This window comes from Nocardioides halotolerans DSM 19273 (assembly GCF_000422805.1).
Classification (GTDB): Bacteria; Actinomycetota; Actinomycetes; order Propionibacteriales; family Nocardioidaceae; genus Nocardioides; species Nocardioides halotolerans.
In genome coordinates this window covers 218,406-237,573 of sequence record NZ_KE383922.1, presented here as the reverse complement: position 1 = coordinate 237,573, position 19,168 = coordinate 218,406, and the positions used below count along the sequence as shown (strand labels likewise).

General features: G+C 72.0%; 21 protein-coding genes. 6 read left to right on the top strand and 15 right to left on the bottom strand.

All coding sequences use genetic code 11. The features are described from left to right. Positions 1-909: a YihY/virulence factor BrkB family protein gene (locus tag G514_RS26395; protein WP_084152060.1), complete on the bottom strand. Its 909-nt coding sequence runs from the start codon at positions 907-909 to the stop codon at positions 1-3. Positions 910-927: 18 nt separating this feature from the next. Between G514_RS26395 and G514_RS0111710 the strand changes: the two genes are divergently transcribed. Further along, complete coding sequence (locus G514_RS0111710) at positions 928-2,604, top strand: acyl-CoA dehydrogenase family protein (protein ID WP_051247382.1); 1,677 nt, start codon at positions 928-930, stop codon at positions 2,602-2,604. A 506-nt stretch (positions 2,605-3,110) separates the two neighbouring features. After that, positions 3,111-4,277, top strand: a complete 1,167-nt coding sequence (locus G514_RS0111705; RefSeq protein WP_028651894.1) for a phosphotransferase — start codon at positions 3,111-3,113, stop codon at positions 4,275-4,277. On the opposite strand, the gene G514_RS26390 is transcribed toward G514_RS0111705, so the two are convergent. From G514_RS26390 to G514_RS0111685, 4 genes are all read right to left on the bottom strand, one after another. Then, on the bottom strand, positions 4,214-5,572 hold the full coding sequence (locus G514_RS26390; RefSeq protein WP_051247381.1) for a cation:dicarboxylate symporter family transporter: 1,359 nt from the start codon (positions 5,570-5,572) through the stop codon (positions 4,214-4,216). The two genes, G514_RS0111705 and G514_RS26390, sit on opposite strands and share 64 nt — an antisense overlap. Positions 5,573-5,732: 160 nt before the next feature. Then, positions 5,733-6,368: a fasciclin domain-containing protein gene (locus G514_RS0111695; protein WP_028651893.1), complete on the bottom strand. Its 636-nt coding sequence runs from the start codon at positions 6,366-6,368 to the stop codon at positions 5,733-5,735. A gap of 176 nt (positions 6,369-6,544) precedes the next feature. After that, entirely contained in the window at positions 6,545-7,993 is a 1,449-nt protein-coding gene (locus G514_RS0111690) for a glycine hydroxymethyltransferase (RefSeq protein ID WP_028651892.1), read from the bottom strand. Positions 7,994-8,012: 19 nt separating this feature from the next. Beyond that, positions 8,013-8,660: a hypothetical protein gene (locus G514_RS0111685; RefSeq protein WP_028651891.1), complete on the bottom strand. Its 648-nt coding sequence runs from the start codon at positions 8,658-8,660 to the stop codon at positions 8,013-8,015. Positions 8,661-8,996: 336 nt separating this feature from the next. On the opposite strand from G514_RS0111685, the gene G514_RS0111680 reads away from it, so the two are divergent. The 4 genes from G514_RS0111680 to G514_RS0111665 all read left to right on the top strand — a co-directional run bounded on the left by G514_RS0111680 (position 8,997) and on the right by G514_RS0111665 (position 12,562). Further along, positions 8,997-10,733 (top strand): nitrite/sulfite reductase, encoded by a 1,737-nt coding sequence (locus G514_RS0111680; RefSeq protein ID WP_028651890.1) that lies wholly within the window; start codon positions 8,997-8,999, stop codon positions 10,731-10,733. A 75-nt stretch (positions 10,734-10,808) separates the two neighbouring features. Next, complete coding sequence (locus G514_RS0111675; RefSeq protein WP_028651889.1) at positions 10,809-11,018, top strand: hypothetical protein; 210 nt, start codon at positions 10,809-10,811, stop codon at positions 11,016-11,018. After that, positions 11,015-11,761 carry a phosphoadenylyl-sulfate reductase gene (locus G514_RS0111670; protein ID WP_157544753.1) on the top strand — a complete coding sequence of 249 codons (747 nt, stop codon included), beginning with the start codon at positions 11,015-11,017 and terminating at the stop codon, positions 11,759-11,761. The genes G514_RS0111675 and G514_RS0111670 overlap by 4 nt, the downstream gene beginning before the upstream one ends. Positions 11,762-11,800: 39 nt before the next feature. Continuing rightward, positions 11,801-12,562 (top strand): sirohydrochlorin chelatase, encoded by a 762-nt coding sequence (locus tag G514_RS0111665; protein ID WP_342662579.1) that lies wholly within the window; start codon positions 11,801-11,803, stop codon positions 12,560-12,562. Between the two features lie 89 nt (positions 12,563-12,651). Here the strand turns inward: G514_RS0111665 and G514_RS0111660 are convergent, their stop codons facing one another. From G514_RS0111660 to G514_RS0111620, 10 genes are all read right to left on the bottom strand, one after another. Beyond that, positions 12,652-13,038 (bottom strand): DUF3037 domain-containing protein, encoded by a 387-nt coding sequence (locus G514_RS0111660; RefSeq protein WP_028651886.1) that lies wholly within the window; start codon positions 13,036-13,038, stop codon positions 12,652-12,654. A gap of 16 nt (positions 13,039-13,054) precedes the next feature. After that, the gene (locus tag G514_RS0111655) at positions 13,055-13,831 is read right to left on the bottom strand and encodes a HipA family kinase (protein ID WP_028651885.1); all 777 of its coding nucleotides are present in this window, start codon (positions 13,829-13,831) and stop codon (positions 13,055-13,057) included. Next, on the bottom strand, positions 13,828-14,688 hold the full coding sequence (locus tag G514_RS0111650; protein ID WP_245582178.1) for a PPK2 family polyphosphate kinase: 861 nt from the start codon (positions 14,686-14,688) through the stop codon (positions 13,828-13,830). The genes G514_RS0111655 and G514_RS0111650 overlap by 4 nt, the downstream gene beginning before the upstream one ends. Positions 14,689-14,693: 5 nt before the next feature. Continuing rightward, a complete protein-coding gene (locus tag G514_RS0111645) occupies positions 14,694-15,434 on the bottom strand; it encodes a GNAT family N-acetyltransferase (RefSeq protein ID WP_028651883.1) in 741 nt (246 codons plus the stop codon). Between the two features lie 21 nt (positions 15,435-15,455). Then, positions 15,456-16,127: a regulatory protein RecX gene (locus G514_RS26385; protein ID WP_084152059.1), complete on the bottom strand. Its 672-nt coding sequence runs from the start codon at positions 16,125-16,127 to the stop codon at positions 15,456-15,458. Positions 16,128-16,252: 125 nt separating this feature from the next. Then, positions 16,253-17,293, bottom strand: coding sequence for a recombinase RecA (recA, locus tag G514_RS0111635; RefSeq protein WP_028651882.1), 1,041 nt, complete (start codon positions 17,291-17,293; stop codon positions 16,253-16,255). Positions 17,294-17,470: 177 nt separating this feature from the next. Continuing rightward, positions 17,471-18,166, bottom strand: a complete 696-nt coding sequence (locus tag G514_RS31300) for an NAD-dependent epimerase/dehydratase family protein (RefSeq protein WP_051247380.1) — start codon at positions 18,164-18,166, stop codon at positions 17,471-17,473. Continuing rightward, the gene (locus tag G514_RS26375) at positions 18,163-18,813 is read right to left on the bottom strand and encodes an S-methyl-5'-thioadenosine phosphorylase (RefSeq protein ID WP_245582177.1); all 651 of its coding nucleotides are present in this window, start codon (positions 18,811-18,813) and stop codon (positions 18,163-18,165) included. Before G514_RS26375 ends, G514_RS31300 begins: the two co-directional genes overlap by 4 nt. Then, positions 18,762-18,974, bottom strand: a complete 213-nt coding sequence (locus tag G514_RS31125) for a hypothetical protein (protein ID WP_245582176.1) — start codon at positions 18,972-18,974, stop codon at positions 18,762-18,764. Before G514_RS31125 ends, G514_RS26375 begins: the two co-directional genes overlap by 52 nt. After that, the gene (locus tag G514_RS0111620; RefSeq protein ID WP_028651881.1) at positions 18,971-19,165 is read right to left on the bottom strand and encodes a DUF3046 domain-containing protein; all 195 of its coding nucleotides are present in this window, start codon (positions 19,163-19,165) and stop codon (positions 18,971-18,973) included. The genes G514_RS31125 and G514_RS0111620 overlap by 4 nt, the downstream gene beginning before the upstream one ends. Positions 19,166-19,168: the final 3 nt, after the last annotated feature.

Here is a 19,168-nt window from a genome sequence, read left to right as displayed (position 1 = left end):
CTATCGCTCGCCGACGAAGATCTTGTCGAACGCCGCGTTGACCGCGGCGCCGATCAGTACGGCGATCGCGACGAGGTAGAGCCAGAGCAGGATGGCGATCGGCGCGGCGAGCGGACCGTAGATCGAGCGGGAGTCGGCGGCGGTGACGGTGAGGATCCAGCGGAGCAGGTAGCTGCCGACGATCCAGGCGACGAGCGAGAACACCGCTCCCGGCAAGTTGAACCGCCAGCGGGTCCGCACCGGCACCGAGAGGTGGTAGAGCGTCGCGAGGAAGCAGATGCAGATCACGCCGACGACCGGCCAGTAGAAGTGCAGCAGGAAGTCGAACCGGCCCGGCAGCGCGTCGTCGACCAGCCGCGGGCCCGCGAGCATCAGCGGGATCGCCGCGACGCCGGTGACGAGCGCGAGCACGTAGAGGACGAACGCCAGCGCCCGCGTACGGACGATGCCGCGGTGGCCGCCGAGGCCGTGCATCACGGTGATGGTGTCGATGAAGACGTTGAGGGCGCGGCTGCCCGACCAGAGCGCGAGCACGAAGCCCAGCGAGATGATGTCGAACCGGCCGCCCTTCAGCACGTCGTCGAGGGTCGGCTCGATGACCTTGTTGACGGCACGCTCGGTGAGCAGCCGCCCGGAAAAGTCGAGGACGGCGTCGCGCATCTGGTCGACCTGGCTGGGGTCGAACTGGTTGGTGACATAGCCGATGCCGCCCGCGAGCCCGAAGACCAGCGGCGGGACGGACAGGACGGCGAAGAACGCCGCCTCGGCCGCGAGGCCCGTGACCCGGTAGCGCAGGCACGAGCTCACGGTCGTGACGACGAGCCGCCAGACGATGTCGAGGACGCGGCGCCACCACGGTCCGCGCCCGGCCTCGGCAGAGGCGGAGTTCCGCAGGGGCTCCGCCACCATGGGCTCTACGGTAGAGGCATGGGGACTGAGGACCGCGCAGCCTTGCGGGCGGCCGCCAACCAGGTGCCGCCGCTGGTCGGCCACAACGTGGTCGCCGCCGACCTGGCGCTGAGCGAGGGCGTCGTACGCCACGGCTCGGCCGACGTGCTCGAGAGCCTGCTGCCCCTGGGCGCCGAGGCCGGCACCGCCGAGGCCCGGGAGCAGGGCTGGCTCGCCAACGCGCACCACCCCGAGCTGCGGACCTACGACCGCTACGGCCACCGCGTCGACGAGGTGGAGTTCCACCCGGCGTGGCACTGGCTGCTGGAGAGGGCGATCGGCCACGGGCTGGCGGCGACGCCGTGGGAGCGGCAGGCCGACGGCGACCCCGACGCGCACCTGCGCCGGGCGGCGGGCTTCCTGGCCTGGTCGCACACCGAGCCCGGCCACGGCTGCCCCGTCTCGATGACGTACGCCGCGGTGCCGGCGCTGCGGGTCGACGACGCGCTCGCCAAGGAGTGGACGCCGCTGCTGGCCTCCACGACGTACGACCCCGGGCTGCGGCCGGTGAGCGAGAAGCTCGGCGCGCTGTGCGGCATGGGCATGACCGAGAAGCAGGGCGGCTCCGACGTCCGCGCCAACGTCACCACCGCGCTCCCCCGGGCCGACGGCACCTACACCCTGCACGGCCACAAGTGGTTCACCTCCGCGCCGATGAACGACGTGTTCCTCGTGCTCGCGCAGGGACCGGGCGGACTCCCCCATACGTCCCCGACGTGCTTCGTGGTGCCGCGGGTGCTGCCCGACGGCAGCCGCAACCAGCTCGACGTCGTCCGCCTCAAGGACAAGCTCGGCAACCGGTCCAACGCGTCGTCCGAGCTCGAGTTCGACGGCACGGTCGCGCTGCGGCTCGGCGACGAGGGCCGCGGGGTGCGCACGATCATCGAGATGGTCGCCGCGACCCGGCTCGACTGCGTGCTCGGCTCGGCCGGGCTGATGCGGCGCGCGGTGTCGGAGGCGTCGTGGCACGTCGCGCACCGCTCGGCGTTCGGCTCGCTGCTGGTCGACAAGCCGCTGATGCAGAACGTCGTCGCCGACCTCGCCGTCGAGTCCGAGGCCGCGACCGTGCTCGCGCTGCGGCTCGCGTCGGCGGTCGACGACCTCGCCGACCCGCACGAGGCCGCGCTGCGGCGGATCGCGCTGCCGCTGGCGAAGTTCTGGGTCTGCAAGCGGACGCCCGCGGTCACGGCGGAGGCGCTGGAGTGCCTGGGCGGCAACGGGTACGTCGAGGAATCGCTGATGCCGCTCCTCTACCGCGAGGCGCCGCTCAACTCGGTCTGGGAGGGCTCCGGCAACGTCAACGCCCTCGACGTGCTGCGAGCGCTGGCCCGCGAGCCTGAGGCCCTCGACGCCTGGATCACCGAGGTCGGTCTCGCGCGGGGCGCGGACGGGCGGCTCGACGCCGCGATCGACTCGACGCTCGCGCTGCTCGGTGAGCTGATGGGTGACCCGGCCGCCCTCGAGGTCGGCGCCCGGCGGCTCGCGGGCCGCATGGCCGCGGTGCTGCAGGGCTCGCTGGTCGTGCGGTTCTCACCGCCCGAGGTGGCCGACGTCTTCTGCGCGTCGCGGCTGGGGTCGTCGTACGACGGCACGTTCGGCGCGCTGGCCGGCGGCGACCTGCGCGGCATCGTCGAGCGGACCACGCCGACGATCTGAGCGTCGGGTTGCTGGCTGAGTGGTCGGCTGGCTCGCGGGTCGCGCCCGGGCAGCGGTCAGCAGGCAACCTGTATCGCTCCCGATCGCGGCCGCGAGGTTGCTGACTGACCGCTCCCCAGGGCCGACTCAGGGCGGCGGTCAGCAGGCAACCTGTATCCCTCACGATCGCGGCGCGCGCGGTTGCTGACTGACCGCTCCCCCGGCCCGGCCCAGGGCGGCGGTCAGCAGGCAACCTGTATCCCTCACGATCGCGGCGCGCGCGGTTGCTGACTGACCGCTCCCCCGGCCCGGCCCAGGGCGGCGGTCAGCAGGCAACCTGTATCCCTCACGATCGCGGCGCGCGCGGTTGCTGACTGACCGCTCCCCCGCCCCGACCCAGGGCGGCGGTCAGCAGGCAACCTCGATCCCCTTGACTCCCGTCCGCGAGGTTGCTGACTGACCGCTCCCCCGGCCCGACGCCCGGTAACGGCTTGACGGACTCGACAGGTAACCTTACGTTCTGTCTCATGACCTCACGCGAGCCGCTCGGCGCTGCCGACGTCAGCGACGCCGAGCTGACGGCGATGGTCGCCGACCTCCTCCACGAGGACGCGAGCGACGTCGAGCTGGTCGACACGCGGGTGGAGCCGGTCGACTACGACCTGCCGGCGATCACGACCGGCGGGCGCTGGTGGGTGAGCGGCGAGGCGGCGGTGCGGGGCGAGCGGTCGCAGTTCCGGATGTTCGTCAAGCAGGTGCAGTCGTGGGAACGCCACCCGTTCTTCGCGTCCGTCCCCGAGGAGTTCCGAGAGCTGGCGGCCTCGGGCGTGCCGTGGAAGACCGAGGCGGAGGTCTACCGGTCCGACCTCGCGAGCCGCCTGCCCGAGGGGCTGAGCGCCCCACGGACGCTGGGCGTCTTCGACCTCGACGCCACGTCGTCGGCGATCTGGCTCGAGGAGGTGCCGGTGCGGCCGGCCACGTGGGACCGGGCGCGGTACGAGCGCGCGGCGTACCTGCTCGGCCGGCTCGCGGGCAGCCCGGACCTGGCTCCGCTCGCGGGCCTCCGCGACGTCGAGTGGTCGCTCGAGACCTACGTGACCGGCCGGGTGACGGTGCAGGTGGCGCCGATCCTGATGAGCGACGAGGTCTGGCAGCACCCGCTGTGCGCCGGGTTCGACGCGGACCTGCGCGACCGGCTGCGGGCCGTGGTCGCCGACGTCACGGCGCTGGCCGCCGAGGGCGACGCGCTCCCCCGGCTGCTGAGCCACGGCGACGCCTGCCCCAACAACCTGCTCGCCGGCGAGCGCGACGACGAGCTGGTGATGATCGACTTCGGGTTCTGGGGCGCGGCACCGGTGGGGTTCGACCTGACCCAGCTGCTGGTCGGCGACGTCCAGATCGGCAAGCGCCGCGCCGGCAACCTCGCCGAGCTCGACGAGGCGAGCCTGGCGGCGTACGTCGCCGGGTTGCGCGCCGAGGGCTGCGAGATCCCCGAGCACCAGGTCCGGCGCGGCCACGCGCTCTGCCTGCTGGTGATGACCGGACTCTCGACGATTCCCTTCGACCTGTTCGAGGGTCCGGTCGACGACCGCACGAAGCAGGTCGCGGCCGACCGAGCGGCGATCGCCCGCTACGCCCTCGAGCTGCTCGAGGCGACCTCGACCCGGGCCGGCTCCCGCTCGTCGTCGATGTAGTCGGTCTCGTCGAACGGCAGGTCACCCGCCAGGACCTGGTCGAGGCGCTCGCGGTCGAGCCCGTCGGTCCAGTGCCCGACCAGGACGGTGGCCACGGAGTTGCCGGCGAAGTTGGTCAGCGCGCGGGCCTCGGACATGAACCGGTCGATCCCGACGATGATTCCGACGCCGTCGACGAGCTCGGGGCGGTGCGAGTTGAGGCCGGCCGCCAGCGTCGCCAGGCCGGCGCCCGTCACGCCGGCGGCGCCCTTCGACGCGATGACCATGAAGACCAGCAGCGAGATCTGCTCCCCGATCGACAGCGGGTCGCCGAGCGCCTCGGCGATGAACAGCGACGCCATGGTCAGGTAGATCGCCGTGCCGTCGAGGTTGAACGAGTAGCCGGTCGGCACCACGACGCCGACCGTCGTCCGCTCGACCCCGGCGTGCTCCATCTTGGCGATCAGCCGCGGCAGGGCGGTCTCCGACGACGACGTCGACAGGATGAGCAGGAACTCGCGACCGAGGTAGCGCAGCAGCGAGAGCAGGTTGACGCCGGTGACCAGCTTGAGGATGGCGCCGAGCACGACGAAGACGAAGATCACGCAGGTCAGGTAGAAGGCCAGCATCAGGATCGCCAGGCTCTTGAGCGCCTCGAGGCCGGTCTCGCCGACCACCGCGGCCATGGCGCCGAACGCGCCGATCGGCGCGGCCCACATGATCATCGCGAGCACCCGGAACACCAGGCGCTGGAGCACCTCGATGACGCGCAGGACGGGCTTGCCGGTCTCGCCCATCCGCTGCAGCGCGAAGCCGATCAGCAGCGCGACCAGCAGGGTCTGCAGCACCTCGCCGCTGGTGAGCGCCGAGAAGAGCGAGTCGGGGATGATGCCGAGGAGGAACTCGGTCGTGCTCCCGTGACCCTCGGCCGCGGCCGCCTGACCGGCGCTCTTGGCCGCGTCGTCGACGTGCAGGCCCTCACCGGGCTTGATGAGGTTGCCGACGACCAGGCCGATCGCGAGCGCGACGGTCGACATCACCAGGAAGTAGCCCAGCGCGAGCCCACCGACCTTGCCCACCCGCGCGGCACTGGCCACCGACCCGACGCCGATGACGATCGTGCAGAAGATGACCGGCTGGATCATCATCGTGATCAGCGAGACGAAGCCGGTGCCGAGGGGCTTCAGCTCCTTGGCGAAGTCGGGGAACAGCAGCCCCACCGCCACGCCGAGCGCCACCGCCACGATCACCGCGAGGTAGAGGAAGTGGGTGCGGTCCCTGCGGGTGTCCGCGCCGTCCGTGGCTGTCGTGCTCATGCTGCCTCCTGTGCCGAGTCACCGTCTGCGAGCGACCGCTCGGTACCCCGCGAACGACGACAGCGGCACGGTCACTGTCGAGACTGTCGATCGTCGGGACACGCAGCGCGACGGGCGGGGCCGCACTCGGCCCCGCCCGCCGCCGACGGCGACTCCGGGCTCAGAGGTCGACGGGGCGCAGAACCCGGTCGATGGCGTGCGCGACCTGCTTGTTGCCCCGGTTGATGTCCACGACCCGCACCACCGCGTTGCGGTCGTCCTTGTCGCGGTCGATCAGCGTGACCTTGCCCTTGAGGACGTGCACCTTGATCTTGCCGCCCTGGGCCGTCGTGAGCTTGGTGCCCTCCGCGGCGACGACCTTGCCCGAGGTCAGCGTGCGGCCCGCGACCACGTGGTAGAGCAGGACCGTCTCGACCGTGTCGATGCCCAGCGACGCGACGGCCTCGAACGTCGCGGCCTCGGTCTTCGGGGCCGTGCCCGTGAGGTCGCGCACCAGCGAGCGGAAGGCGGCGTCGGTCGGGACGAACGCCGTCGCGCGCTTGCCGCCCTGGGTGAGCAGGCCGACCGCGCTGTCCGGCTTGGCGCCGAGCACGGCGAGGACGGCCGCCTCGGTGATGTCGAAGTCCTTCCAGTTCCGGTCGAGCCTGGTGCCGTCGGCGGCCAGGACCGCGGCCAGGCTCTTGGTGCCGGCCTTGCCGGCCGGCGGCTGGGCGGCCTGCGCGGGCGCGACCGTCCCGAGGGCCGCGGTCGAGGCGGCCAGGGCGGCGACGACGGCGGCAGCGATGCGGTGCTTCATGGGATCTCCCTCTCCGTGGGTGTGCTTGCAGAGAGGGTTCGGCGCTCGATGCGAGGTGGATTGGATGAATCTTCCACTACTTTCGCGGACGCCGACCAGCCGCCGTGCGGGGTAGTCCGTGACGCGGGGGCCCCGGAACAGGGGCCCAAACGTCACGGACTACCCCGCCACCGCCCTCAGCCCAGGTCGAGACCTGGGTAGAGCGGGTGCTTGTGGAGCATCTCGGCGGAGGCGTCCTTGACCTTGTCGGCGATGCCGTCGGCGAGCACGTACGACGCCTTCGAGGGCTTGCCGTCCTTGGTGGTGCCGGGCTGAGTGTTGTCGAGGACGTGCACGATCAGCTCGGCGACGGTGTCGAACTCGTCATGCCCGAAGCCGCGGGTGGTGAGCGCGGGCGTGCCGAGCCGGATGCCGGAGGTGTACCACGCGCCGTTCGGGTCGGCCGGCACCGAGTTGCGGTTGGTGACCACCCCGGCGTCGAGCAGCGCGGACTCGGCCTGCCGGCCGGTCAGGCCGAACGACGACACGTCGAGCAGCACGATGTGGTTGTCGGTGCCGCCGGTCACGAGCTCCGCGCCGCGGTTGAGGAACCCCTCGGCGAGCGACTTGGCGTTGTCGGCGACGTCCTGCGCGTAGCCGCGGAACGACTCCTGCCGGGCCTCGGCGAGCGCGACCGCCTTCGCGGCCATGATGTGCGAGAGCGGGCCGCCGAGGACCATCGGGCAGCCGCGGTCGACCGACGGCGCGTACTCCTCGGTCGCCAGCACCAGCCCGCCGCGCGGGCCGCGCAGCGACTTGTGCGTGGTGGTCGTCGTGATGTGGGCGTGCGGCACGGGGTCCTCGTCGCCGGTGAACACCTTGCCGGCGACGAGTCCGGCGAAGTGCGCCATGTCGACCATCAGCGTCGCGCCGACCTCGTCGGCGATCTCGCGCATCGTGGCGAAGTTCACGCGCCGCGGGTAGGCCGAGTAGCCCGCCACGATCACCAGCGGCTTGAACTCGCGCGCCTTCTCGGCGACCACGTCGTAGTCGAGCAGCCCGGTCTCCGGGTCGGTGCCGTACTGCTGCTGGTGGAACATCTTGCCGCTGATGTTGGGCCGGAAGCCGTGGGTCAGGTGGCCGCCGGAGTCGAGGCTCATGCCGAGCAGCCGCTGGTTGCCGAGTTCGTGGCGCAGCGACTCCCAGTCCTCGTCGGTGAGGTCGTTGACGTTCTTGGCGTCGTGGTTCTGCAGCCACGGGCCCTCGACGCGGTGCGCGAGGATCGACCAGAACGCCACCAGGTTGGCGTCGATGCCGGAGTGCGGCTGCGCATAGGCGTACGGCGCGCCGAACAGCTCGCGGGCGTGCTCGGCGGCGAGCGCCTCGACCGTGTCGACGTTCTGGCAGCCGGCGTAGAACCGGTGGCCGATGGTGCCCTCGGCGTACTTGTCGCTGAACCAGGTGCCCATCGTCAGCAGCACGGCGGGCGAGGCGTAGTTCTCGCTCGCGATGAGCTTGAGCGAGCCGCGCTGGTCGGTCAGCTCCTGGCGGGTCGCCTCGGCGATCCGCGGCTCGACCGAGGCGATCACCTCGAGGGCCTGCTGGTAGGCGGAGCTGGTCAGCGCGTCGAGGTTCTGGTCGGCCATGGCCCAACCCTAGAGCCGATCAGCTCGGCGCGCGTACGGCGTAGGTCCCCTCGAGGATGCACGTCCCGGAGTCGCACATGAACTGGAGCTCGAAGCCGTCGCGGTTGACTCCGGGGAACGTGGTGGCCGGGTCGAAGACGTTCATGCCGGAGACCTTGAAGGCGTTCGCCTGGTAGATGCACAGCCAGCCGTTGGGCGTGACCTGGCCGGCTCCCGGACACTGCACTGTGGAGCCTCCGGGCGGCACGACCGTCGTTCGGGAGGCGGGCAGGGCGGTCGAGAGCGCAGCCGGGAAGTTCGCCGCCGTGCCCTCGGGGGACGTGGCCGCGTGGGTCGTCACCAGGGCGAAGACACCGGTCATGACTTCGCCCGCCCCTGCCGTGCGTGGCCGGAACGCCGAGGAGTCCTGTCCGTCGAGCCGGTCGGCGTCCGGTGCCTTGACGATGATGTCTCCGGGCAGGTGGCCGGACCGGTCGGTGGCCACGAGCTTGCCGGCTCGCTTGGCCGGGCTCGCCTTGGCGGCCACCGCATGCTTGCCGTCGACGCGGTCGGCGTTCTTGACCTTGGCAGCGATGCTGGGCGTCGCGGTGAGCAGGAGCGTGGCGAAGACTGCGATGGCCGTCGTGCGCAGGTCGCGAGCCAGGCCAGGTGTGAGCGAGCGGGACATGGGTGAACCTCCGAGCGTCCAGGGTGTCCTGCGCCACACTCACAGCCACGCCACGCGGTGGACCATGGCCCGATCAGGTCATGCTGTCCACATCCCGGACGAGCGTCTCGCATCACGAGATTCGTGTTTGTGGACGGCGCGTCCACGGTCTGAGACTGGTCCACATGATCAGTGCTGCGACGCACGCGCACCTCGTGGTCCGACGCCACGTGGACTTCATGCGCACGCGCAGCTCGATCTGTCGGTCCCGCTGAAGTCCGCCAGCACCCGTCGAGCAGGCCGCTCGCACTCATCGTCGAGTGCGGCCCCTCCTCCCAGCGAAGGACCACCCACCGCATGTCAGATCTTGCCCCTTCCGATCAGCGCTGGAGCGCCAAGAGGGCCCAGCACACCGAGATCCCGCGCCCCAAGCGCGGTGAGGGCCAGTGGGCGCTCGGCTACACCGAGCCGCTGAACAAGAACGAGCAGTCCAAGAAGGACGACGACCCACTCCACGTCCGCGACCGCATCCTGCACATCTACAGCAAGCGCGGCTTCGCCTCGATCGACCCGGCCGACCTGCGCGGGCGGTTCCGCTGGATGGGGCTCTACACCCAGCGCGCGCCGGGCTTCGACGGCGGCAAGACGGCGATGCTCGAGGAGGAGGAGCTCGACGACGAGTTCTTCATGATGCGGGTCCGCTCCGACGGGCGGCTGCTGCCGGCCACGACGGTGCGGGCGCTGGGCGAGATCGCGCAGGAGTACGCCCGCGACACCGCCGACGTCACCGACCGGGAGAACATCCAGTTCCACTGGATCCGGATCGAGGACGTCCCCGCGATCTGGGAGCGCCTCGACGCCGCCGGGCTCGACAGCCTGGAAGCGTGCGGCGACGGGCCGCGACCGTTCCTCGGCTCTCCCGTCGCCGGCGTCGCGAAGGACGAGATCATCGACGGCTCCTCGGCGCTGGAGGAGATCCGGCGCCGTGCGCTGGACAACCCGGCGTACTCCAACCTCCCGCGCAAGTACAAGACCGCCCTGACCGGCCACCCGAGCCATGACGTGGCGCCGGAGATCAACGACATCGCGTTCGTCGGCACGGTGCACCCCGTGCACGGTCCGGGCTTCGACGTGTGGGTCGGCGGCGGCCTGTCGACCAACCCGATGCTCGCCCAGAAGCTCGGCGTGTGGGTGCCGCTCGACGAGGTGCCCGACATCTGGGAGGGTGTGACGTCGATCTTCCGTGACTACGGATACCGGCGGCTGCGCTCGCGGGCGCGGCTGAAGTTCCTGGTCGCCGACTGGGGGGTGGCGAAGTTCCGCGAGGTGCTCGAGAAGGAGTACCTCGGCCGCGAGCTCGTCAGCTGCGAGTCGCCGCCCGCCCCCACCGGTCACCGCGACCACGTCGGCGTCCACGAGCAGAAGGACGGCAACTTCTACGTCGGCCTCGCGCCGGTCGCCGGCCGCATCTCCGGCACCAAGCTGGTCGCGCTCGCCGACGTGATGGAGCAGCACGGCGTCGCGGGCGCCCGGCTCACGCCGTACCAGAAGATCGTCCTGATCGGCGTCGCTCCCGAACGGGTCGACGCCGTCGTCGCGGCCGTCGACGCGCTCGGGCTGCCCGCCCGCCCGTCGAGCTGGCGGCAGAACACGATGGCGTGCACCGGCATCGAGTTCTGCAAGCTCGCGATCGTCGAGACGAAGGCGCGGGCGCGCGACCTCGTCGAGGAGCTGGAGCGCCGCTTCCCCGACCTCGACGTGCCGATCACGGTCAACGTCAACGGCTGCCCCAACGCGTGCGCCCGCACCCAGGTCGCCGACATCGGCCTCAAGGGTCAGCTGGTCATGCACGAGGGCGAGCAGGTCGGCGGCTTCCAGGTGCACCTCGGCGGCGCCACCGGGCTGCAGGCGAACTTCGGCCGCAAGCTGCGCGCGCACAAGGTGACCAGCGAGGGCCTCGACGACTACGTCACCGTCGTGGTCACGAACTTCCTCGCCGACCGCGAGCCCGGTGAGTCGTTCGCGTCCTGGGCCGCGCGCGCCGACGAGGAGCTGCTGCGCGGCGAGCGCACTCTTGAAGCGACCCCCGCATGAGCGGCCCCACCCCACGAAAGCGCCCGGAGGAGGCGCTCCGCGCGGAGACCGACCGCTTCCGCGAGGTCCCCGGAAATGACTGAGCGCGCGTTCCCCCAGCAGTGCCCCTACTGCGGCGACCAGGACCTCTGGCCGCACGACGAGGCGCACGGCTCGTGGGAGTGCCGCGGCTGCCTGCGGGTCTTCTCGCTGAAGATGCTCGGCCTGGTCCGGCCGGCTGGCACTGAGGTGCGAGCGCAGCGAGCCTCGAAGGGCGCTCCGACGCCGGAGGGTGCGTCCTCGTGACCGCCGCGACCACCAACACCGCTCGGGCGTCGCGCGGCATCGAGACCTCCGACCGGTCGCCCGAGGAGCTGCGCGAGCTGGTCTCGCACTGGGGCGCCGAGCTCGAGCTGGCCCCCGCCGAGACGATCATCGAGTGGGCCGCGGCCACCTTCGGCGAGCGGTTCTGCGTGACGTCGTCGATGGGTGACGCGGTGCTCGCCGACGTGGCGTCGAAGGTCGTGCCCGGGATCGACGTGGTCTTCCTCGACACCGGCTACCACTTCATCGAGACGATCGGCACCCGTGACGCGGTCGCCTCGACCCTCGACGTCAACCTGCTCACGATCACGCCGGTGCAGAGCCCGGCCGAGCAGGACGCGGCGTACGGCAAGGACCTCTACAAGACCGACCCCGACCTGTGCTGCGCGCTGCGCAAGGTCAAGCCGCTGACCGACGCGCTGGCGTCGTACGACGCCTGGGCCACCGGCCTGCGCCGCGCCGAGACGCACAACCGCGTCATCGCGCCGGTGATCGGCTGGGACGCCAAGAAGGGCAAGGTCAAGGTCTCCCCGCTCGCGCGATGGAGCGACGAGCAGGTGGAGCGCTACATCGCCGAGAACGGGGTGCTCGTCAACCCGTTGGTCTACGACGGCTACCCGTCCATTGGCTGCGCTCCGTGCACCCGCCGTGTCGCTCCGGGCGAGGACGCCCGCAGCGGCCGGTGGGCCGGCACCAACAAGACCGAGTGCGGGATCCACTCGTGAACCAGTCACCTGTGGACCCGACCCGGACGCTCAACCCGAATGAAGGGAGGCCCTGAGATGGCCGCTCCTGCCCTGGTGGCCCTGGCGCACGGAAGCCGGGACCGCCGTTCCGCCGCCACGATCAAGGCGCTCGTCAGCGAGGTCCGCGCGATGCGGCCGGACCTCAAGGTCGAGGCCGCGTTCCTCGAGCTCTCCAAGCCGGACTTCCACACGGTCGTCGCCCGGCTGGTGAAGGCCGGCCACGACGAGATCGTCGTCGTGCCGCTGCTCCTGACGGAGGCCTACCACGCCAAGGTCGACGTGCCCTCCGCCGTCGCGGAGGCGTCCGCGGCCCACCCGCACGTGCGCATCCAGGCCTCGGCGATCCTCGGGCTCGAGTCGTCGTTCCTCGAGGTGCTCGACGAGCGCCTGCGCGAGGCCCTCGCCGCCGTCCGGTGCCGCGAGCTCGACGCGCTGGTGCTGGCCGCCGCGGGCTCGAGCGACCCGCTGGCCAACCAGGCGGTCGCCCGCCTCGGCCGGCTGTGGGGCACCCACCACAAGCTCCCGGTCACCGCGGCGTACGCCTCGAGCGCGCCGCCCGCCACCGGTGAGGCCGTCCGCGCGTTCCGGGCCGAGGGCCGCCGCCACATCGCGGTCGCCTCGCTGTTCCTGGCGCCTGGCTTCCTGCCCGACCGGGCCGCCGAGCTCGCCCTCGAGGCCGGCGCCATCGCCGTCTCCGAGCCCCTCGGCGCGCACCCCCACCTGGCCCGCGCCGTCCTGGCCCGCTACGCCGTGGGCGCCGTCGAGCTGGTCCCCGTCTGACCGTCGACCCGGCGCGAACTTCGCGCCGGGTCAACCGTGCGCACCCTGGGTGTCGTCGACCCGGCGCGAAGTTCGCGCCGGGTCGACGTCTAACCCACCAGCTGCTCGCGGAGGCGTTCGAGCTGGCGGGCGGGGTCGGAGGTGACGCCGCCGTGGACGGGGCCGGGCTGGAGGACCGTCGAGCGAGGGGCCTTGAGGAAGCCGAAGCGCTGGGTCAGCGGCTCGGCGGCGGGGGCACCGGCGGTCGGGTGGCCGGCGCAGACGGCCTCGACGAAGGCCAGCGACTCGCAGACCTGGTCGACGTCGATGCGCGGGTCGAGCGCGAGCAGGCGGTCGCGGTCGACGTGCCAGGCGAGGTCGAGGAAGTCGGCCATCTGGCAGTGCAGCACCACCCCGACGTTGACGAACTCCTCGCGGTCGACCCGCGGCACGCAGCGCAGGACGACGTACTCGTAGGCGAGCCTGGCGTCGGTCATGCTTCTCGTGGGGTGGTCATGCCGCCGCCTGCGGGAGCCACTGGCGGGTGCCGAGGCGCGCGGTGAGGAAGTCGACGTACGCCGCTCGCACGGCGGCCGGGTCGTCCGCTCCGGGCACCGGCTCGAGCCACTCGTCGGGGACCTGGGACAGGAGCTCGGAGAAGACTCGACTGTCGAGCAGGTTCCGCAACTCGACGTCGACGCTCGGCAGCTCAGCGGCGTGGTCGCGGAAGATGTGGTCGTCGGCGCTCCACGGCTGAGCGGCGAACCGGCCGGGGTCGGTCACTCCCCCGCCCCAGCCGTGGTGGAAGTAGAGCGCCGCGCCGTGGTCGATCACCCACAGGTTGCCGTGCCACAGCAGCAGGTTGGGGTTGCGCCAGGAGCGGTCGACGTTCGCGACGAACGCGTCCAGCCAGAGCACCCGGACGGCGTCGGTGCTGCCCCCCGGCACGTGGCCGTCGAAGCCGAACGAGCCGGGCAGGAAGTCCGTGCCGAGGTTGAGGCCGGCGCTGGCGTTGAGCAGGTCCTGCACCTCCTCGTCGGCCTCGTAGCGCGCGATCGCCGGGTCGAGGTCGAGGGCGACGAGCCGGGGCGTGCGCAGGCCGAGCCGCTCGGCGAGCCCGGCCACGATCACCTCGGCCACCAGCACCCGCATCCCCTGGCCGGCGCCGCGGAACTTGCAGACGTAGGTGCCGAGGTCGTCGGCCTCGACGATGCCGGGCAGGCTGCCGCCCTCGCGCAGCGGCGTGACGTAGCGGGTGACCCCGACGACGGGGAGTCCGGTCGAGGTCACGCGACCGGGACCTCCTCGACCAGCCGCCGCTTCTGCTCGTCGACGTCGAAGTCGGCAGCCGGCCACTGCGGATTCATGTGGGACAGGGTCTCGTGGAGCAGGTGGCCGATGGCGAGGTTGCGGTACCACTTGCGGTCGCTCGGCACGACGTACCACGGCGCGACCTCGGTGTTGGTGCGCTCGAGCGCGATCTCGTAGGCCTCGCGGTACGCCGGCCAGTGGCCGCGCTCGTCGATGTCGTTCGGGTTGAACTTCCAGTGCTTGGTCGGGTCGTCGAGCCGCGCGAGCAGCCGCTCCTTCTGCGTCTCGGCGGAGATGTGCAGCATGCACTTGACCAGCGTGATGCCGGCGCCGGCCACCTCGGCCTCGAAGGCGTTGATCGCGTCGTAGCGGCGCTCGATCTCGTCGGCCGGCGCGAGCTGGTGGACCCGCCCGATGAGCACGTCCTCGTAGTGACTGCGGTCGAAGACCCCGATGAAGCCCTTGGGGGGCAGCGCCTTGCGGATCCGCCAGAGGAAGTCGTGCTTGAGCTCCTCCTCGGTGGGCTTCTTGAACGAGCTGATCCGCAGCCCCTGCGGGTCGACCAGGCCGACCGTGTGGCGCAGGGTGCCGCCCTTGCCGGAGGTGTCCATGCCCTGGAGCACGAGCAGCACCGCCCGCCCGTGCCCGACGTCGGCAGCGCCCTCGGCCCAGAGCCTCTCCTGCAGCTCGGACAGCTCGTCGCCGAGCGCCGCCAGCGCCTCCTTGCCCGCCTTCTTGTCGGCGTCGACGCCCGGCGTCGCGCCGCTGTCGATGGCGGACAGGTCGACCGGACCGGGCGGCAGCCGCAGGTCGGCGGCGCTCAACGTGATGCTCACGGTGCTCAACCTATGACCCTGGGCCGATGACCGGCACCGATGACCCGGGCAACGTCGAGCGTGTGCCCGACCATCGTCGTCACGCGGCCGTCGTCCTGGGGCTCGTCGAACCACACCCCCTCGACGAACCCGGCCTTGAGGAGGATCCGCCTGCTGGCGCCGTTGCGGTGGTCGGGCGCCGCGCAGAACGTGCGTGCGGTGTCGAACCGGGTGCAGGCCCTGCTCATCCACGCCCACAGCATCCGGGCGCCGAGGCCGTGGCCGACCCACGCCGGCTCGCCGATCAGGTAGTCGATGCCGATGGCGTCGGGGTCCGGGCCGAGCACGGCGTAGTCGGGGTAGTCGCCGATGCGGTAGTCCTGCACGAACCCGACGGACCGCCCGTTGACCTCGACCACCCACATCCGGGTCGGGCTCATGCCGTCGATGCGGTCGCCGTACTTGGCCTCGAGCGCCTCCATCGTGGGCTCGGTGTCGGTGAACCACGGCCGCACGTGCTCGGCCGCCCGCCACCGGACCACGTCGGGCAGGTCGCCGCGGGTCATCGCCCGGATCGCGATGCGGGTGTCGTGGTCGACGACGAACCGCTTCACCTCGCCCGAGAGGTCGACCGGCTCGGGGTCTGCGTGCAGGCTCGCGCACGTACGCCGCGCCGCGACCGCCCACGACTCGCCCTCGTGGACGACGCCGCTCAGCTCGCGGCCGCGGTCGAGCACCACGAGACGGACCGGACCCTCGGCAGGCACGCGCTCATTGTGGCGCTGTCGTCAGATCGAGTGCGGCTCCTGGGGCTCGTCGCGGCCGGCGGCGGCGAGCTCGTCGCGGACCACCGCGAACGCGAGACCGGACGAGTAGCCCTTGCGGGCCAGCATGCCGACCAGCCGGCGGGTGGCCGTCTGGTCGTCGACGCGGGCGAGGCTGCGGAGCTTGCGCTTCACGAGCTCGCGCGCCGCGGCCTCCTCGTCGGCGGGGTCGACCTCGTCGAGCACCGCGCGGGCGGTCTCGTCGTCGACGCCCTTGCGGCGCAGCTCCTGGGCAAGCGCGCGCGGCGCGAGCCCCTTGCCGCCGGCCGCCGACTGGCGCTGGCTCACCCACAGCCGGGCGAGCGCCTCGTCGTCGACCAGCCCGACCTCCTCGAACCGGTCGAGCAGCCGGGTGGCGATCTCGGCCGGCACCCCCTTGGAGGCCAGCTTGTCGCTGAGCTCGTGGCGGGACCGGGCGCGGCCGGTCAGCTGGTCGAGCAGGATCTTGCGGGCGACCGCCTCGGGGTCGGCGTCGGGGCCCTGCGCGACCGGGTCGGGCGGCAGGTCGGGCGTCAGGTCGGGCGGAGGTGCAGCCGGGTGGTCCTCTCCCACCCAGGCCCGCACCCCCGTCTCGACGCCGCCCGTCCAGGCGTCGGTCGACCCCGAGGTCGACCCGGGCGCCTGTCGGGACGTCATCGCGGTGCTTCCGAGCCGACCGGGGTTTCGAGACGGTTGCTGCGCAACCTCCTCAACCACCGGTCGCGAGGGTTGCTGCGCAACCTGCTCACCCCCCGGTCAGGTCTCCACCCCACCGTCGAGGCTCAGAAGTCGTCGACGCCGACCGGCGCGGCCGGCGCCTCGTCGGTCACTGCCGGGCCGACGCCGAGCTTCTCGAGGATCTTCTTCTCGATCTCGTTGGCGAGGTCGGGGTTGTCGCGGAGGAAGCCGCGGGAGTTCTCCTTGCCCTGACCGAGCTGGTCGCCCTCGTAGGTGTACCAGGCACCGGCCTTGCGGACGATCCCCGCCTCGACGCCGACGTCGATCAGGCCGCCCTCGCGGCTGATGCCGCGGCCGTACATGATGTCGAACTCGGCCTGCTTGAACGGCGGGGCCACCTTGTTCTTCACGACCTTGACCCGGGTGCGGTTGCCGACCATGTCGGTGCCGTCCTTGAGGGTCTCGATGCGACGCACGTCGAGGCGGACCGAGGAGTAGAACTTCAGCGCCCGGCCACCCGAGGTCGTCTCGGGCGAGCCGAACATGACGCCGATCTTCTCCCGCAGCTGGTTGATGAAGATCATCGTGGTGCCGGAGTTGTTGAGGGCACCGGTCATCTTGCGGAGGGCCTGGCTCATCAGCCGCGCCTGGAGGCCGACGTGGCTGTCGCCCATCTCGCCCTCGATCTCGGCCCGGGGCACCAGCGCGGCCACCGAGTCGATGACGATCAGGTCGAGCGCGCCCGAGCGGATCAGCATGTCGGCGATCTCGAGGGCCTGCTCACCGGAGTCGGGCTGGGAGACGAGCAGCGCGTCGGTGTCGACGCCGAGGGCCTTGGCGTAGTCGGGGTCGAGCGCGTGCTCGGCGTCGATGAAGGCCACGATGCCGCCGGCCCGCTGCGCGTTGGCCACCGCGTGGAGGGCGACCGTCGTCTTGCCGGAGGACTCCGGCCCGTAGATCTCGACGACGCGCCCGCGGGGGAAGCCGCCGATGCCGAGGGCGATGTCGAGCGAGATCGCCCCGGTGGGGATCACCTCGAGCGCGGCGCGGGACTCCTCGCCCAGCCGCATCACCGATCCCTTGCCGAACTGGCGCTCGATGTTGGCGAGGGCGGCGTCGAGTGCCTTTTCGCGGTCTGCAGCCATGCTGTGTGCCTCCTGGGGCGTCGTGAGGTCGAGGTGCTCATTCGACGTTAGGGATCGCCACCGACATCCGGTCCTACCGGTCGTCGGGTTGTGGAGAAGCTGCCCCGGCGTCGCACCTGTGGACAGAACCTAGCCGAACAGGTGTTCGATCGACGCACGACACGCCGACGCGGCGGCTCAGGCGGCTCCGGCGGGCAGCCGCACCAGGAACCGGCATCCCGACGGCGTCCCGCCGGCGGGCGAGGCGACGTTCTCGACGTGTACGACCCCGCGGTGCGCCTCGACGATCCCCTTGACGATCGCGAGCCCGAGCCCCGCGCCGGGGCCGACCAGCTCGTCGGAGCGGTCCGGCGTCCGCGCCGCCGCGCCGCGCCAGGCGAGGTCGAAGACGCGGTCCATGTCGTCCTCGGGGATGCCACCGCACTGGTCGCTGACGCTGAGCTCGACCCCGTCGGCGACCTGGCGCGGCGGCGGCGTCTGGTCGCCATGCTCGGGGCAGCGGTAGCGGCCTTCGCCGTAGACCACCATCGAGGACGCGAGGACCAGCCGGTCGACGCCCACCTCGTGCATGGCGGCCAGCAGCGCGGCGGTGCCGAGGTCGTTGTGGCCGGCGTAGTCGGGCAGGTCGCCGACGCGGACACCGGCGCCGACCACCGCGGCCTGGTCGCACACCGCGTCGACGCCGCGCAGGAGGCCGCTCCACGTCGCGGCGTCACGCACGTCGAGGTGGTGCGTGCCGGGCGGCGGCGCGCCGACCCCGTGGGCCATCGGCAGCATCAGGTCGACGCGGACCACCTCGTGGCCGTCCGCCTCGAGCAGCTCGCCGACGGCGGTGCCGATGAACCCGGCCGAGCCCGTCAGCAGGATCCTCACGGCACCTCGTAGGTCAGCTCGAGGCCGTCGGCCCACGTCGAGCAGGCGCAGCCGTCGGGGTCCGGCAGCGCGGCGATCGCCGCGGTGAGCAGCCCGGTGAGCCGGTCGAGGTTGCTGCGGAACAGCGCGAAGACCTCCTCCTGGCCCACCCCCTCGCCGTCCTCGGCACCGGCGTCCATGTCGGTCACCAGGGCGAGCGCGGCGTAGCACATCCGCTGCTCGCGGGCGAGCGCCGCCTCGGGTGCGCCGGTCATGTTGATGAGCGTGCCGCCCTGGGCGGCGTACCACCGCGACTCGGCGCGCGTGGAGAACCGCGGACCCTCGATCACGACCATGGTGCCGCCGCGCCGCACGCCGGGGTCCGCCGCGACGAGGGCGCCGGAGACGCGCGGGCAGTAGGGGTCGGCGAACGGCAGGTGCACCGCGCCGCGCTCGACGTACGACGAGGCGCGGCCGCTCGTGCGGTCGACCAGCTGGTCGGGGACGACGAGGTCGCCCGGCGCCACGTCCGTCGAGAGCCCGCCGACCGCGCACGGCGCCAGCACCTGGCGCACGCCCAGCGAGCGCTGCGCCCAGAGGTTGGCGCGGTAGTTGATCAGGTGCGGCGGGAAGTCGTGGTGCGCGCCGTGCCGCGGCAGGAACGCCACGCGCCGCCCGGCGACGGTGCCGACGCGACCGGTGCCGACGGGTCGCCGTACGGCGTGGTGACGGCGTGCTGCTCGACGCCGTCCGAGGCGTCCTCGAGGAAGGCGTAGAACCCCGTGCCGCCGATGACGGCGACATCCGCGACGACCTCCGTGGCGCTCACCGTTCGCGGGCCGGGAGCTCGAGCGCCCGCCACACGGCGGCCCAGACCTGCTTGGGGGGTACGCCGGCGTCGAGCGCCTCCTGGGCGGTCCGCTCGCCGAGCTCCGCCATCACGAACTGGCTCGCCCAGGACCGGTGGTAGGCCGGCCCGAGGGCCTGCTCCATCCGCTCCCAGAACTCGGTGTGCCTCATCGC

Excerpts from the sequence above, each read along its gene's own strand:
- G514_RS26395 (WP_084152060.1), bottom strand. The coding sequence starts at position 909 with ATGGTGGCGGAGCCCCTGCGGAACTCCGCCTCTGCCGAGGCCGGGCGC.
- G514_RS0111710 (WP_051247382.1), top strand. The coding sequence starts at position 928 with ATGGGGACTGAGGACCGCGCAGCCTTGCGGGCGGCCGCCAACCAGGTG.
- G514_RS0111705 (WP_028651894.1), top strand. The coding sequence starts at position 3,111 with ATGACCTCACGCGAGCCGCTCGGCGCTGCCGACGTCAGCGACGCCGAG.
- G514_RS26390 (WP_051247381.1), bottom strand. The coding sequence starts at position 5,572 with ATGAGCACGACAGCCACGGACGGCGCGGACACCCGCAGGGACCGCACC.
- G514_RS0111695 (WP_028651893.1), bottom strand. The coding sequence starts at position 6,368 with ATGAAGCACCGCATCGCTGCCGCCGTCGTCGCCGCCCTGGCCGCCTCG.
- G514_RS0111690 (WP_028651892.1), bottom strand. The coding sequence starts at position 7,993 with ATGGCCGACCAGAACCTCGACGCGCTGACCAGCTCCGCCTACCAGCAG.
- G514_RS0111685 (WP_028651891.1), bottom strand. The coding sequence starts at position 8,660 with ATGTCCCGCTCGCTCACACCTGGCCTGGCTCGCGACCTGCGCACGACG.
- G514_RS0111680 (WP_028651890.1), top strand. The coding sequence starts at position 8,997 with ATGTCAGATCTTGCCCCTTCCGATCAGCGCTGGAGCGCCAAGAGGGCC.
- G514_RS0111675 (WP_028651889.1), top strand. The coding sequence starts at position 10,809 with ATGACTGAGCGCGCGTTCCCCCAGCAGTGCCCCTACTGCGGCGACCAG.
- G514_RS0111665 (WP_342662579.1), top strand. The coding sequence starts at position 11,801 with ATGAAGGGAGGCCCTGAGATGGCCGCTCCTGCCCTGGTGGCCCTGGCG.
- G514_RS0111660 (WP_028651886.1), bottom strand. The coding sequence starts at position 13,038 with ATGACCGACGCCAGGCTCGCCTACGAGTACGTCGTCCTGCGCTGCGTG.
- G514_RS26385 (WP_084152059.1), bottom strand. The coding sequence starts at position 16,127 with ATGACGTCCCGACAGGCGCCCGGGTCGACCTCGGGGTCGACCGACGCC.
- recA (WP_028651882.1), bottom strand. The coding sequence starts at position 17,293 with ATGGCTGCAGACCGCGAAAAGGCACTCGACGCCGCCCTCGCCAACATC.
- G514_RS0111620 (WP_028651881.1), bottom strand. The coding sequence starts at position 19,165 with ATGAGGCACACCGAGTTCTGGGAGCGGATGGAGCAGGCCCTCGGGCCG.